General features: G+C 55.1%; 12 protein-coding genes. 4 read left to right on the top strand and 8 right to left on the bottom strand.

Translation table 11 applies throughout. The features are described 5' to 3' along the window. Nucleotides 1-304 precede the first annotated feature (304 nt). The 3 genes from HMPREF3016_RS01080 to HMPREF3016_RS01070 form a co-directional block, all read right to left on the bottom strand. Nucleotides 305-1,258 (bottom strand): phosphoglycerate dehydrogenase, encoded by a 954-nt coding sequence (locus tag HMPREF3016_RS01080; RefSeq protein ID WP_070536634.1) that lies wholly within the window; start codon nt 1,256-1,258, stop codon nt 305-307. 139 nt (nt 1,259-1,397) lie between these two features. Beyond that, nucleotides 1,398-3,164, bottom strand: a complete 1,767-nt coding sequence (locus tag HMPREF3016_RS01075) for an MDR family MFS transporter (RefSeq protein ID WP_070739490.1) — start codon at nt 3,162-3,164, stop codon at nt 1,398-1,400. Between the two features lie 2 nt (nt 3,165-3,166). Next, entirely contained in the window at nt 3,167-3,838 is a 672-nt protein-coding gene (locus HMPREF3016_RS01070) for a TetR/AcrR family transcriptional regulator (RefSeq protein ID WP_233129341.1), read from the bottom strand. Nucleotides 3,839-3,946: 108 nt separating this feature from the next. Between HMPREF3016_RS01070 and cls the strand changes: the two genes are divergently transcribed. Then, the gene (gene cls, locus HMPREF3016_RS01065) at nt 3,947-5,425 is read left to right on the top strand and encodes a cardiolipin synthase (RefSeq protein ID WP_070661322.1); all 1,479 of its coding nucleotides are present in this window, start codon (nt 3,947-3,949) and stop codon (nt 5,423-5,425) included. Between the two features lie 256 nt (nt 5,426-5,681). On the opposite strand, the gene HMPREF3016_RS01060 is transcribed toward cls, so the two are convergent. Next, a complete protein-coding gene (locus tag HMPREF3016_RS01060; protein WP_048753412.1) occupies nt 5,682-6,878 on the bottom strand; it encodes an RNase H family protein in 1,197 nt (398 codons plus the stop codon). Between the two features lie 268 nt (nt 6,879-7,146). On the opposite strand from HMPREF3016_RS01060, the gene HMPREF3016_RS01055 reads away from it, so the two are divergent. Further along, nucleotides 7,147-7,443, top strand: coding sequence for a putative quinol monooxygenase (locus HMPREF3016_RS01055; protein WP_070739485.1), 297 nt, complete (start codon nt 7,147-7,149; stop codon nt 7,441-7,443). A 110-nt stretch (nt 7,444-7,553) separates the two neighbouring features. Here the strand turns inward: HMPREF3016_RS01055 and ilvD are convergent, their stop codons facing one another. Next, nucleotides 7,554-9,398 (bottom strand): dihydroxy-acid dehydratase, encoded by a 1,845-nt coding sequence (ilvD, locus tag HMPREF3016_RS01050; RefSeq protein ID WP_070739482.1) that lies wholly within the window; start codon nt 9,396-9,398, stop codon nt 7,554-7,556. 378 nt (nt 9,399-9,776) lie between these two features. On the opposite strand from ilvD, the gene HMPREF3016_RS01045 reads away from it, so the two are divergent. After that, complete coding sequence (locus HMPREF3016_RS01045; RefSeq protein ID WP_070739478.1) at nt 9,777-11,639, top strand: alpha,alpha-phosphotrehalase; 1,863 nt, start codon at nt 9,777-9,779, stop codon at nt 11,637-11,639. 150 nt (nt 11,640-11,789) lie between these two features. Beyond that, entirely contained in the window at nt 11,790-12,272 is a 483-nt protein-coding gene (locus tag HMPREF3016_RS01040) for a hypothetical protein (protein WP_070739475.1), read from the top strand. A 113-nt stretch (nt 12,273-12,385) separates the two neighbouring features. Here HMPREF3016_RS01040 and HMPREF3016_RS01035 read toward each other — a convergent pair whose 3' ends face one another. The 3 genes from HMPREF3016_RS01035 to HMPREF3016_RS01025 form a co-directional block, all read right to left on the bottom strand. Further along, nucleotides 12,386-13,030, bottom strand: coding sequence for a hypothetical protein (locus HMPREF3016_RS01035; RefSeq protein WP_070739472.1), 645 nt, complete (start codon nt 13,028-13,030; stop codon nt 12,386-12,388). Nucleotides 13,031-13,102: 72 nt separating this feature from the next. Next, a complete protein-coding gene (locus HMPREF3016_RS01030) occupies nt 13,103-13,774 on the bottom strand; it encodes a hypothetical protein (protein ID WP_141757686.1) in 672 nt (223 codons plus the stop codon). Between the two features lie 26 nt (nt 13,775-13,800). Next, complete coding sequence (locus HMPREF3016_RS01025) at nt 13,801-14,496, bottom strand: hypothetical protein (RefSeq protein ID WP_070627027.1); 696 nt, start codon at nt 14,494-14,496, stop codon at nt 13,801-13,803. Between the last annotated feature and the right edge of the window lie 68 nt (nt 14,497-14,564).

The raw sequence follows: 14,564 nt of genomic DNA, 5'->3' as shown, positions 1-14,564 counted from the left end.
ATAAGGTTCGGCAAAAAGTTACGAAAGATTTACACACACCGAAGATTTGTGGCGTCATATTTTTCCAGAACGCCTCAAACCCTCTCCAGACCCCAAAAAATCCACGAAAAACCATGTAAACAGGAGCAAAACCAACATCTAAAATAAGTAGGCCCTAACTTATATTTTCGGGATTTAGGGCAAAAAAATTTTATGAATTTCATACCAAAAAGCACCCCGTATCCTGTGATTTATGAATGGCATCACAGGATACGGGGTGAGAATGTATCTCTTTTACACGTGACTTTCTACGTTCGTGAAAATTCTAGAACCGGTTACGGTACTCGCTCGCAGCAGCACCGGTGCGGAAGGCACGAATATTGTGGGCGATCAGTTCCTCCGGATTTACGGGGCGACCACCGGCGGCATGCGGGGTGATCACGATATTCTTCGCATCCCACAGGGGAGAATCGGAGGGGAGCGGTTCGGTTGCCGTCACGTCCAGTGCCGCACCCGCAATCGAGCCGGAGTTTAGGGCGGCGACGAGTGCATCCTCATCAACAGTGGTACCGCGCCCGACGTTAATCAGGTAGGCGCGCTTGGGCAGCAGCTGCAGCTTATGGGCATCGAGCGCTTTGAAGGTCGAATCGCTGGTGGGAAGCACCATCACGAGAATATCCGTAGTTGGCAGGTATTCATCGATTTGTTCGGTCGCAATCACCGGGAATCCAGAGCGCTCCCCCGCGCTCTGTGCAACGCCGGTTACGTTCGCGCCGAAAGCCTTGAAGAGCCGCGCGGTCTCTTGGCCAATCGAGCCGAATCCCCACACAAGCACATTGGCATCAAGCAGGGTTGTGACCTGGTCTTTCGGATGAAGTTCCTGCGCGCCACCTAGCTCCTCAGCCCAACGATGCTCGACCGTCGCCTGCGCCAACGTCGGCAAGAAGCGCACGAAGTTCAGGGTCAGCGCGAGTGCATGTTCCGCAACGGTCTTCGAGTGCAGACCCACACCTGCACAGATGGCGGCATCTGGGGTGAAGCCTGCCGCGCGCACCGCATCCGGTCCCGCAAGAAGCGCCTGAATAAGCCCCACATTTTTCATGCGGCGGGCGGAATCCGCGAGCTGATCGGCGGTATTCGCCCAAGCAATCAGGACCTCGGCATCGGTATCCTCCTCGGCGATAGGTTCCGTGGGGTTGTAGTGCCGCACGGTATCGCCGGGTTCAAGCCCTAGTTTCTCTTCGTCGAGCGTAATTGAAGTAGGGATCAGAATCTTCATGGGTCCTCCTGTGGATGGTGCATGCGGGTTGGCGTTCAGCAACGAAGGCGACCCGCATTCCGTGTGAGGGGGTTAACAGTTATTCCCCTCCAGCATAGCGTGAGAGGGGAATAACTGTATAGGGTTACCTAAGAAGCCGTTAGGGCTTGGTGCCGCGCGAAGGTTCGCCGGTTTCCTTTCGGCCCTGAACGTGCTGCTCGGTTTCAGCCGTTTCATCGGATGCACTACAGGCAAGTTCCGGGTCAATCACGGTATGCGCTTCACCCTGCATTTTCTTCAGGCATTCGGCATCTTTCGCCGCCATTTCGGGCGTGATTACCTCAATGGCACCGGTTGCCGAACGCGCCACATCGGTAGTGGTGTGCGTTTCGATAGTGGTGGCGAGCGCATCCTCACGGATGAAGAGAAGCAGAATCGCGGAGATTAGCCCGAGTGGTGCCAGGTAGAGGAAAAGCGGAATCAGGGCATCATTGTAGGCGTTCACGATAATGCCGTGAATCGGCTCAGGAATCCGGCTGACGAGCTCGGGAGTCAGGGAGGAGGTTCCGTGATCCCCCACCGAGGCTACTGCTTGCGCGGGCATGCGTTCACTGAGCAGGCTGCTCAGGCGTGAGGTAAACAGACCACCCACGAGTGAAGCACCCACGGTTGAGCCGACCTGGCGGAAGAAGTTGTTTGCCGCGGTGGCGGTTCCTACGACGGTGACGGGGAAAGCGTTTTGCACGATGAGGGTGAGGAACTGCATCGACATGCCCAGACCCGCACCCATAACCGCCATGTAGCTGCAGAAGATCCAGGTGGGGGTGCTCGGGGTGATGGTGGAGATTAGGTAGAGCCCGAGCGCCACGAGTGCGGTACCGGTGACCACATATGCCTTGTATTTGCCGCGTGCGGAGACCAGCCGTCCGGTAATAATGGAGACCACGAGCAGGGCACCCATGAGGGGAATCATGAGCAGACCCGCCACGGTTGCGCTCACGCCCAGGGACATTTGCAGGTAGGTGGGAATGTACTCGACGGCACCGAACATGGCAACGCCAAGGGCGAGAGAGGCGCCCAGGGTGAGCAGGAAGTTGCGGTTGGTGAAGAGGTACATGGGCATGATCGGCTCTGCGGCGCGGTTTTCAACCGGAATGAAGATCAGGGCCGCGACGACGGATGCGATGAGAAGCCCAATAATCTGCGGGGAGTTCCAGGCGTACTGGTTGCCGCCCCAGATGGTGGCAAGCACGAGCGCGCTGGTTCCTGCCATGAGAATAATGCTGCCCAGGTAGTCGATCTGCCGCTTTTCGCGGTCTTTGAGCGCGGTGTGCGGGAGCAGGAAAATGACGGCAAAGATTGAGAGTATGGCAAGCGGCAGGTTAAGCCAGAATGCCCAACGCCAGCCGGGACCCTCAGTGATCCACCCGCCGATGAGCGGCCCGGCGACCGAGGAGAAGGCGAAGACGCCGCCGATAATACCCATATATTTACCGCGTTCGCGGGCGGGGATTACATCTGCGACCACGGATTGGGAAAGAATCATGAGGCCGCCACCGCCGACTCCCTGGAGCGCGCGGGCGACGATCAGCCAGGTCATATCGGGGGCGAGCGCGCCGATGATAGATCCCGTCATGAAGGAGAGGATGGCAAAAATCAGGAAGGGTTTACGCCCGAACTGGTCGGAGAGTTTGCCGTACACCGGCATGGTGATGGTGGAGAGCAAGATGAAGGTGGCAATTACCCAGCTCATATGCTCCACGCCGTGCAGTTCGCCCACAATGGTCGGCAGTGAGGGTGCGAGGATGGTTTGGTTCAGTGCCGACATGAGCATCACGATGACCAAGCCGGAGAACATGAGCGCTATTTGATGTTTTTTAGCTTCAGCAGCGGCGGCTTCAGCGGTTTTGTCTGAGTGCGACGTCATTCCTAGTTTTCCTTCAGCAGGGCTTGAAAAGTTTTGACGGTGTTGTGGATGCGCCGCTCGACCTCGTCTTCGTCGGCAATATCCTTGGCGAAGTGCAGCTGCCGCAGCACCGCGGATGCGAGCTGAACCGTGGCACGGGTGCGTTCTTCGGCAGTTTCTGTCAGCGGCATATTTTCGGGGCGGGTTATCAAAGGGCCGCGCCTTCCTGCGGCGTTAAAGGCATCCCAATCGACGGTATTGAGATAGTCAATGAGCACCTGTTCACAGTTGATATGGTGTACCTTCAGCCGGTGCCTAAATTCGGGGAATTCGTCGATGCGCTCCCGGAATTTTGCGTGATCGGCAAAGTTGAAGCTGTGCCGCACGATGTACAGCAGCAAATGGGTGATACGCACGATGAGGTTGTCGTTCTCGTGCGCCCGGTCGCTGGCGAGCAGGTCGTCGGTGATGGCGGGGGCGCGCAGGCCGAGCACCGCATCCTCTTTGGTTCCGAAGTAGTTGAAGAAGGTGCGGGGCGAGATTCCGGCTTCCGCCGCGATGTCTTCGACAGTACTGCCGCGCATACCGTGCTGGCGGGCTAAGCGCAGGGCGGTTTCGTGAATGTTCACCCAGGTGCGTTCGCGGCGGCGTTCACGCAGGCTTGTCTCGGTGCGACTCGGCTCAGGTTTTTGCATAACTGCAATTATTGCATTTCTGCATTTTTTACACAACTGCACTATGCAGGCGACGCAGCGTGTCCTGCCTCTCCCCCACAGAAACAAAATGCTAGGCATAATAATAAGGTGAACTTTTTTTCATCCGGATACCTCGACTTCCTACCCGATTGGCTCAGGATTATTCTGTTCTTCGCAGACCTGAGCATCCGTGTGCTGTCCCTATTCTGGCTGCCCTACAACCGCAAGCCCGTGGTCGCACTCGGCTGGCTCATGGCTATCTTCTTCATCCCGTTCATCGGGTTCCTAGCCTTCCTGATTTTCGGGTCCTCTCACCTTCCGCAATACCGGCGAGCCCGGCAGCACGCCATGAACGACCTGATCCGCGAGACCACCGGCGGCACCCCACAGCTCACCGACTCCGACGGGCTCAACGAAGCAACCCTGGTCGCCAGCCAACTCAACTACAAGCTCGGTTCGCTCCCCCTCGTCGGCGGAAACTCCTTCACCCTGCATAACGACAACCACGAAGCCATGCGCATCATGGCGCAGGAAGTCAACAAAGCCCAGCGGTACGTTCACTTCGAGTTCTACATCACCGCATACGACGAAGCCTCCAAAGTACTCTGGGATGCCCTCTTCGCCGCCCAAAAACGCGGCGTGCGGGTGCGCGTACTCATCGACCATATCGGCTCGCGCAAATACCCCTCATACCGGCAGCTGACAAAAATGCTCAACGAATCGGGTATCGAATGGCGCCTGATGCTGCCCATCAAACCCTGGCGACTACAATGGCAGCGCCCCGACCTTCGCAACCACCGTAAAGTCCTTGTGATCGACGGCGCAGTGGCTTTCTCAGGCTCGCAAAACGCCATCCACCGCTCCTACGACCTCAAAGAAAACGTGCGTAAAGGCCTGGAGTGGAAAGACCTCACCTTCTCATGCACCGGTCCCATCGTCGAAGAGCTCAACGCGGTATTCGTCTCCGACTGGTACTCCGAAACAAACCAGCTTATCCTCGAAGAAATTGAGGCGAAAATCCCCTACGTTCCAGGCTCGATGCGCGCCCAAGTAGTTCCCTCCGGCCCCGGGTTCGAGACGGAAAACAACCTGCGCCTAATCAACTACATGATCTACAACGCAGAAAAACGCATCACCATCTGCTCACCCTACTTCGTACCCGACGAAACCCTGCTGCAGGCACTCACCAACGCAGCATTCTCAGGCATCGAAACCACCGTGATCGTCTGCGAAAAAGGCGACCAGTTCCTCCCCAATATGGCGCAGCGCTCCTACTACGAGACGCTGCTGCAATCCGGGGTACGCATTCTGCAATACCCCAGCCCCACAGTACTGCATTCCAAGTTCATGTACGTAGATGACGAAATGGCGTTTATCGGCTCATCAAATATGGACCCCCGCTCATTCTCGCTCAACCTCGAAGTATCAACCTTTATCGCAGACGCCGCTATGGTGGATGCACTCGCCGACGTTGCGCGAACCTACGAAAGTATCTGCACGGAACTGCGTTACGGCCCGTGGTCCTCACGCCCTCAGCGCATTAAGGTCACCGAAAATATCTGCCGACTCTGGTCATCGCTCCTGTAAAACGTGGTCTGGAAACGCCCGTAACATGAGGGAGTTCGGCATGACCGTGCTCTCGAAGCGGTACCTGCGGCTGTGGTGATGACCGTGTGCAAGCGCACCTTCTGCCGCCTCTGAAAGACCAGCTGACATGGGGTTTTATACCGATTCGCCATATCCGCGATGTTTTCCCCGCGAATGCAGAAAACGCACGATCGCCCGCACCCGTCGCGGACGCATCGCGCGTCGTCCATTTCTACCCAAAAATATAGTATATAGCCTATCGCCACATGCGATTTCCCGCGTGTATCGCCGAGGGTTTAATCTGCAGCCACTCCGGACTGGGCAGCCGCACGGCCTTCTTGCACCCCGACAGAGCCGTGATAATCGACTCGCACCGGCGGTTGAACTCAACCGTATGCCGCTTATCCACGATCTGCCCCGGAAAATGGCGGTGCATCTTCGACACCGAATCGCTGCTCTCCTGCAGACCGTGCCCGGTATGGCCCGGCACGTGCTTCACAATCACCCGATGCGCCCGAATAGCCGCGGTCAGCTGCTCCATCTCGGCGATCACCCGGGCGTCCTGCACGCCCTCACGCACCCAATAATCGAAAGCCCAACGGCTGTGCGCCAGCCGCAGAAGAAAGGTCAGCGCGCCCAAGGAATCGGTGTTAATAATCAGGCGGCGACCGCCATGATAAAACACGTGAAACGCCGCGAGCATCGCCGAAAGCTCACCGGTCATAATATTCACGGCATCATAATGGGTGTGAAAATAAAAGCCGTCCTCGCTCACCCCGGCAATGCCCATGCGCCCACCGCGCAAATACTTCTTATTGTGGGTGGCGCGAAAGGAACAATCGGTGAACACGTTATAGTCCACGAGCTGATTTTCGGGAACCTCTGCCAGCGTATCAGCGATCATCTGTTCGGTCAGCTGCTCGGCACGATCCTGAAAATAGCGCATCGTCTCGGCGGCATCCGTACCGGCAAGGCGCACATGAACCTCACCCAGCGAATGGTTATCGTACGGGTCAAGCACCTTCTCAAACGCCCGGTACTCCATCGCCTTCTTAAGCTGCTCACAATTACGAAAAAGAAGCTTCAAATCGTGCCGGTCAGCGGCAACCGTCACCAGGTGGTGCGTATAATCCGAAGGAATAACATCCCAGGCATTAAGCACAATACGCCCCAAAGTCTTCGGGTGCACCACATCGCACGGGTCAAGAAGCGAATGCATACACGATTCAACCACCGGCTCCTGGTTAATAACGATGCGCTCACCGTTTTCACGCGAAATATAGACAAGAGCCGTGAGGGTGCTGTAACAGTATCCCTTAGTCTTACGGGTGTATTCGGCAACTGCAATCACAGCCACGCCCCGAGTTGTATAGCCCGCCGGGTATGAGGTGCTGTAGTCGGGCGCCTCCCAGGTTAGGGTGCACCGTTTAATATGAGCCGGTGAGAATCCCACGTGTGTACACCCCCTTGCCGCATAGTCTCCTTCTTTCGTGTAGTGAGGAATTGTTCCACTATCTTTTATATGCCCGCCGGTGTCTGTGCGCAAACGTTGAACAGGTTATTTTACAGTCAGCGAAGAACCTTAAGAAGGGAAGCTAAAACCGTTTCTTGGCGGGAATTAGCGCGGTGAATGAGAGGTTCTGCCCCGCTCTGGCGCGCATCTGTGCGACGGTGTAGAGTTGGAGTTATCCGGTATATCTAACCTTGAGAAGGAGCACACCATGATCGGTGTTTATGCAGGTGTTTCGGTCAAGCCCGAGCACGTTGAAGAATTCCTGGCATCCGCCCCCGCCCTCGTCGAGGCATCGCGCAAGGATGCGGGCAATATCAGCTACGATTTCGGCCCCGCCACCGGTGAGACCCCTGCGGGTAAACCGCGCGCCTTCGCATTCATTGAGCGTTGGGAATCACAACAGGCACTCGAAGCGCATATGGCGACCGAGCATTTCGGCGCCGCTGTGAAAACCTGGGAGCCGCTGCTCGCCGCAGAGCTGGATGTTCGCATCTTCGAGATGTAGCGCCTGCTCTCCCTGTTCTCCTCTGCTAAAAAGAGCCTTGATGTGAATAAAGCAGCGAAAAATTCGCTTTATTCACATCAAGGCTCTTTTTATGCCCAATCAATAGGCGACTAGATTCCCTCGGGGAGGATGCGCACCCCGCCCTTATCGGCGGAGGCCGCGAGCATCCCGTAGACCTTCAGCGCCTTCGAGACCTGACGTTCGCGCGGCTTGGTGGGCTTCCATGGGAGGGCGCCCTTCGCCTTGCGCCGAGCCTCCAAAACCTCGTTTGGCACATTCGCCCGCAGGATGCGGTTGTGTACGTCGATCTCGATCTCGTCGCCGGTTTCCAGCAGGCCGATAGCACCACCGGCGGCAGCCTCCGGCGAAACGTGGCCAATCGAAATGCCCGAAGTACCGCCCGAGAAACGCCCGTCGGTAATGAGCGCGCAGCTTTTGCCCAAGCCCAGACCTTTCAGGTACGAGGTGGGGTACAGCATCTCCTGCATGCCGGGGCCGCCCTTCGGACCCTCATACTGAATCACCACAATATCGCCGGGTTTCACGTGCTTCGACAGAATCTCAAACACGGCTTCATCCTGCGACTCAACCACAAATGCCTTACCCACGAAGTGGAAGAGTTCTTCATCAATACCGGCGGATTTGATGATCGCGCCGTTCTGGGCGATATTGCCGCGCAAAACCGCCAGACCGCCGTCTTTCGTGTAGGCATGCTCCACGGCGCGAATGCACCCGTTTTCGGCGTCCGTCTCATGCGATTCGTACTTGTTCGCGGTCGAGAACGCCTGCGTGGTGCGCACCCCGCCGGGTGCGGCAAGATACAGTTCTTGAGCCTGCTCGCTCGCGGTACCGGAACGGATATCCCATTCGCCAAGCCATTCGTCCAGTGAATCCGCATGAACAGAATGAACGTTCTTGTTTAATAGCCCGGCACGGTCCAGCTCACCCAGCAGCGCAGGGATACCGCCCGCACGGTGCACATGCTCAATGTGATACTTCGTAGAGTTCGGTGCAACCTTCGCCAGACAGGGCACATGGCGCGAAATACGGTCGATATCGTCCAGGGTGAAATCAACCTGCGCCTCGTGGGCAATCGCCAGAATATGCAGCACGGTATTGGTGGAACCGCCCATAGCCACATCCAACGCCATAGCGTTCTCGAAGGCTTCCTTGGTGGCAATAGAGCGCGGCAGAACGGACTCGTCATCCTGCTCGTAGTAGCGCTTCGCCAGGCCAACAATGCGCTTACCCGCCTGCAAAAACAGCTCTTTACGCGCGATCTGGGTCGCAAGCGTGGTACCGTTGCCGGGCAACGCCAGACCAATCGCCTCGTTCAGGCAGTTCATGGAGTTTGCGGTAAACATGCCCGCACAGGAACCACACGTGGGGCAGGCGTTCTTCTCAATCTGGGCGAGCGCGGTATCGCTCACGGAATCGTCTACCGCCATGACCATCGCATCCACCAGATCCAGGCGGTGCTCCACAACGCCTTCAACGCCCTCGCCGGATTCCATAGGGCCGCCCGATACGAAAATTGTGGGGATATTCAGGCGCATTGCCGCCAAGAGCATACCGGGGGTGATCTTGTCGCAGTTCGAGATACATACGAGCGCATCCGCGCGGTGAGCGTTCACCATGTATTCGACCGAGTCGGCAATGAGGTCGCGTGAGGGCAGGGAATAGAGCATGCCGTCGTGGCCCATCGCAATGCCGTCATCAACCGCAATGGTGTTGAATTCTTTCGCCACGCCGCCAGCCTCACGAATAGCGCCAGCCACCAGGTCGCCCATATTTTTCAGGTGCACGTGACCGGGTACGAACTGGGTGTAAGAGTTGGCAATCGCAATAATCGGTTTGCCGAAATCATCATCACCCATGCCGGTTGCGCGCCATAGAGCGCGGGCACCCGCCATATTGCGACCGTGAGTTGAGGTGCGTGAGCGTAATTCGGGCATGTCTTTACCTTCCGTTGTGATGCATCTATAGATTCTACGCGCAGGCGTGCGCCCAATCATCGAAGGGTTACTTTGGTTTCATATGTTGGCATGCCGTGATGCTTGGTCATGAGCTGTGCCTGTGGCGCGCCGAAGGGTGAGTATGGATGCGGCGCGCACCTTATGCCGCGGGGCGGGCAAGGATGCCGGATCTGCGGCAGATTTGCCCCCTTGAGACTATATCCCCGTGCAGCGTGGAATGAGTCTATTATGCCCCCTATGCTGGTGGGGTAAGAACTCCCGCCGCGTGATTTGCGCCAGCTAGCGAACAAACGCTACGCAAGCGCACGAAGACTCGTACGGCCGCCCCCTTTATCTTCTCCATTGGATGTATCTTCTATGTCTCACTCCCCCGCCTCCTTCCGCAACACCGTGATCTACCAAATCTACCCGAAGTCATTCTATTCTGCGCACGGGCGGCCAACCGGCGATATTTGCGGCATTATCGAGAAGGTGCCCTATGTGGCATCGTTGGGGGTGGGCATGGTGTGGTTCAACCCGTTCTTCGCCTCGCCCCAGCATGATAACGGCTACGACATTTCCGACTACTACGCCATTAACCCTGAGTTGGGCACGATGGAGGATGTTGAGGAGATGATCGCCGCGTTTGGGGAGCACGGCATCGGGGTCATGTTTGATATGGTGCTCAACCATGTTTCGATCGAGCACGAGTGGTTTAGGCGGGCGCAGGCGGGCGAGCACGAGTACTGGGATTATTTCTATCTTCGCCCGGGGCGGGTTCAGCCTGACGGCACGGTGGTTCCGCCCACGAACTGGGAGTCGAAATTTGGCGGTTCGGCCTGGGCGCCTTTCACCGATACGGCGGGTGAGGTTTATCGGGACGAATCGGGGGTGCCGCTGTACTATCTGCACCTTTACGACGTCACACAGGCTGATCTGAACTGGTACAACCCCACCGTGCGTGAGGAGCTCTATAAGGTCGTCAATTTCTGGTATGACAAGGGTGTTCGCGGGTTCCGCTTCGATGTCATTAACGTGATCGGCAAGTCCGAGGAGCTTGAGGATGCGCCCGCCGGGGTTGTCGATAAGACCCTGTATACCGATACGCCCATCGTGCACACGCGTCTGCGGGAGCTGAACCGCGCATCGTTCGGGCGGTATGGGGATACCGTGACCGTGGGTGAAATGTCTTCGACGAGCATTGAGAACTGCGTGGGCTACTCCAACCCTGAGAACCGCGAGCTCGATATGGTGTTTAGTTTTCACCATCTGAAGGTGGATTATGAGGACGGCGAGAAGTGGTCGAAGGTGCCGTTCCGCTTTGCTGAGCTGAAGGGACTGCTCAACGATTGGGCGCTGGGCATGCAGGCGGGCGGCGGGTGGAATGCGCTGTTTTGGAATAATCATGATCAGCCGCGCGCACTCAACCGTTTTGGTGACGTTCAGCGGTATCGGGCGGAATCTGCGACCATGCTGGCGACCGTGATTCACCTGCTGCGCGGCACTCCCTATATTTATCAGGGCGAAGAGATCGGCATGATTGACCCGGTGTATTCTTCGATTGACGACTACGTGGATGTTGAGGCTCATAACGCTTTTAAGACCCTGCGTGCGCGGGGTCTCTCGGAGGGCGAGGCGCTTGAGGTTGTGCGCGCCAAGGCACGGGATAATTCGCGTGTTCCCATGCAGTGGGAGTCTGGTGCCGGTGGGGATTGCGGCGCGGTTGGTTTTGGTACCGCCGCCCCCTGGCTGGCGCCCGCGCCCAGCGTGGATGCGGCAACCGGCGCGGGTATTTCGGTGGCGGATGAGGAACGTGACGGCGTGATTTTGCCGTACTATCGCGAGCTGATTCGCCTGCGCGGGCAGTACCCGGTGATTTCTGAAGGCAATTATGCGCCCTATGCGCTCGACCATGAGCGGGTCTTCGGGTACCTGCGTGAACATATCGCTAAAGGCACGCGCACGCGGCTGTTGGTGCTCAATAATTTCTTTGGGGACGAGACGGCGGTGCGTATTCCTGCCGAGTTCATGCCGGGCGAGGTTCTGGACGCAGTCGCTGGCAGTGAAGGCTCACGAGTTCCAGCGGAAGTGCAGTCTGCACGGGTGCTTTTGTGTAATTACAAGAATCCGCTCAGTCAGGTTAGCGGTGTTTCCGGCTCCGATCCCCGCGAGGTTGAGGTTACACTGCGCCCCTACGAATCACTGGCTTTGATCGTGGAAGAGCCCATCGTTTCTTCTTAGCTCGCCAGATTAATTGCTCGGTTACACGGGCATTTACAGGTATGGTTACATGCGCGAGCAGGTGGTTTTTGGTACGAGCAGGTGTGTTTTTCCTACCTTTTCGGCAAAAAATGACCTGCTCGCGGTTTAAAACGCAGTTAAAGTGGGAGCATGAGTTTTGATTACATGCCCTCCGAAACCTTCCAACGTGCCGACCTTGACTTGCTTCTGAGCGTGCGGATTGATGTGGCGCGGGTTCCGGGCGGCGCATCCCAACGGCAGATTTTGGATGCAGTACGCACCTTCTTGAGCTCCCTCACTCGTGACGACTCCGCCGATGGGCACGCGATTGACCCGGTTCTGGGGTTTGCGCGCCCCTACTATGCGGGCGGGTTTACGGTGGGCGTGGTGCCCGCATCCGGGCGGGGCAAAGTGGCGCTCGCCGGGATCCATGAGGGAGCACAGGCTATTGGTTCAGGCAGGTTCAGCGTGCCATCGAACGGTAAGGCGGGCTGGCGCATCGTGACGTCGGTGGTGGTCTCTAGCGCGGGCGAAGATGTGCTGGATTCCTTAGAGGCTGGCATCGAATACCTGACGGATGCGCTCGGTGACCTGCGGGTAGGCCTCTCCCTCACGGAACTCCCGGTCGTTTAGGCTCCTCTCCCCTCTCCAGTTTCTCCGACCGTCAAAAGAGCCTTGATGATGAATAAAGCGGGATTTCCAACTCTTTATTCATCGTCAAGGCTCTTTTTATGCGCCCGGAAGAATTAGTGCGTAGGCGCAGGGTCGTCCTGCGCATTGGAAAAGACGGTTCCGCCGCGGGACATGCACACTTCTTGCGCCCGGCCCGAGTCAATGTAGTCGAAAAGTAGTTTCTGGTCGTCCTCAGAGTGGGCTTTAGCCCAACGGCTATTGAGGATGCGGAAGGTTAGCTGGGCTTGGAGATAGGCTAGGTTGGCACATACGCTTGATGCCTGCACAGAGTTTATATCTCGCCCATTATTGACTATTTTGCCGCTCCCTTGCAGAACAATTCCGGTTTCATAACCGTCATCATAGACGTTGTATCCCGTAATGTTCTTATATTCAATCTTATTTTTATGCCCTTTGAAGGTACATGTTTCAACAAAGCTTCGGGTTATCATTACGTATGTATTAAAATAAATTAAAGTTACGCCAATAACTATTATTGCAACAACAAACATAATAGCAATAGAGACATATATGTTCGTGGAACTATATAAGGATGCAAAAAACATGATACCCATAGCAACTAGACTTAGTAAAAACTGCACGAGACCAAGAGGTTTTATGCGTTGTTCCTTAAAGTTGTCTGGATCATTCTTCTGACTACTCTTCGACAGATATTCTTTAAGACCGTTTGACATTTTAGAAGGCTGAAAATCTTCCATGACGTACATTCCTTTATTCATTCATTTTTATTGCAAGAATTGACAGCAAGATAATCTGGTGCGTCTATAAAATTACTCCTTACTTTCCCGGTATGGACTATTATCGTTCTCTGGGAAAACAAAGCCACTTTGCTCCAAACAAATCTCACGCGCTTTTCCAGAAGAAATATACTCCTGAATCAAGTTCTGATCCTCATCAGACTCAGGCTCAGCCCACCGTTCCTTGAGAATGCGAAACGCAAGCTGCCCCAACACATACGACATATTCACCCAGTTACTATGAAGCTCTATCCCTTCACCAAAATATCCTTCATCATTATAGGGACCATCAATATATAATCCATCCTCAAAATTATTGTCACGATCCGTCCGCTCATAGTATCCAAAATCACGAATACGACGATATTCAACCTTTTCAACAAACCGGAGAAAAGTACGCCGCAACACATATGTACGCGTAATCTTCACATAAGCATTCCGATACCACACATAAAACAACAGACCTGCTACCGGACATGACATTAAAATTCCCTGACATATACCGTCAAAACGGTTGAAGCGGAAATAAAAATACAGATATAGCACTAATGCCGCAAGGGAAACAACCCAGAATCCATATGCAGCCAAAAGGAGAAAGCCCATCCGGTGGACATTCTTTTTATCCGCAGGCTTCCCTCGATTACGTTTTGACAGAAAACTTCTGCCTAGTGCAGATATAATAGGACCTAAAAATGCTTTATCCACAACAACCTACCTGTATTGGGGCAAATCTATTCATCGGAAGAGTTTTCCTCAGATGAATTTTGGTCTGGCTTGTTGAGGTTCTCGGGGAATTCCATCCCAGTATTCTCTAAGCACACCCGATGAGCTTGCCTCGAAGATACATACTCCAAAACCTGCTCATGATCCTCATCAGACTCAGGATTAGCCCACCGTTCCTTGAGAATGCGAAACGCCAGCTGCCCCAACACATAATCATAATTAGCCCACACACCGTGAAGCTGAACACCAAGAGTAGGGAAACCCTCCTCATCTTCAGGGCCATTTAAATACAACCCATCAGTATCAATAGCGCCATTCGGCTCATCATGATATCCGTACCCGCTAATATGCCTATACTCAAGTTCCTCCACAAGCCTGAACAGGTTCCGCCGCCGCACATACGAACGCGTAATCTCCACATACGCATTCCGATACCACACATAAAACAACAGACCAAGCAGAATAAGAACAACCTCACCGACCGCGAATATCATAACACCGGTAAAAGTAGTACCACCACCGTTAATAGTGCTCCCAGTAAACAATATTGCTAAAGCAAAACTAAAAACCCAAATACCCCAAGCCGTCACAATCATCAAAGGCATCCGCTGAATCTCAGCATTAACTTTCTTACCCCGGTTATACCTCGACAAAAAGGTACGACCTAAAGCGGAAAGAATAGGACTCAAAAACGCATTATCCATTTAGGAATTCCTTTCTCAAATTACCCGCAATAGAATATTTAGCACTTTAATCAAGGATCAAGCGACCT

The sequence above is a fragment of the Rothia sp. HMSC065D02 genome (assembly GCF_001815285.1).
Classification (GTDB): Bacteria; Actinomycetota; Actinomycetes; order Actinomycetales; family Micrococcaceae; genus Rothia; species Rothia dentocariosa.
The sequence above is the reverse complement of the archived record's forward strand: the minus strand, read 5'-3'. Positions and strand labels throughout refer to the sequence as shown.

Excerpts from the sequence above, each read along its gene's own strand:
- HMPREF3016_RS01045 (WP_070739478.1), top strand. The coding sequence starts at position 9,777 with ATGTCTCACTCCCCCGCCTCCTTCCGCAACACCGTGATCTACCAAATC.
- HMPREF3016_RS01025 (WP_070627027.1), bottom strand. The coding sequence starts at position 14,496 with ATGGATAATGCGTTTTTGAGTCCTATTCTTTCCGCTTTAGGTCGTACC.
- HMPREF3016_RS01075 (WP_070739490.1), bottom strand. The coding sequence starts at position 3,164 with ATGACGTCGCACTCAGACAAAACCGCTGAAGCCGCCGCTGCTGAAGCT.
- HMPREF3016_RS01055 (WP_070739485.1), top strand. The coding sequence starts at position 7,147 with ATGATCGGTGTTTATGCAGGTGTTTCGGTCAAGCCCGAGCACGTTGAA.
- HMPREF3016_RS01070 (WP_233129341.1), bottom strand. The coding sequence starts at position 3,838 with ATGCAAAAACCTGAGCCGAGTCGCACCGAGACAAGCCTGCGTGAACGC.
- HMPREF3016_RS01035 (WP_070739472.1), bottom strand. The coding sequence starts at position 13,030 with ATGGAAGATTTTCAGCCTTCTAAAATGTCAAACGGTCTTAAAGAATAT.
- HMPREF3016_RS01080 (WP_070536634.1), bottom strand. The coding sequence starts at position 1,258 with ATGAAGATTCTGATCCCTACTTCAATTACGCTCGACGAAGAGAAACTA.
- HMPREF3016_RS01040 (WP_070739475.1), top strand. The coding sequence starts at position 11,790 with ATGAGTTTTGATTACATGCCCTCCGAAACCTTCCAACGTGCCGACCTT.
- ilvD (WP_070739482.1), bottom strand. The coding sequence starts at position 9,398 with ATGCCCGAATTACGCTCACGCACCTCAACTCACGGTCGCAATATGGCG.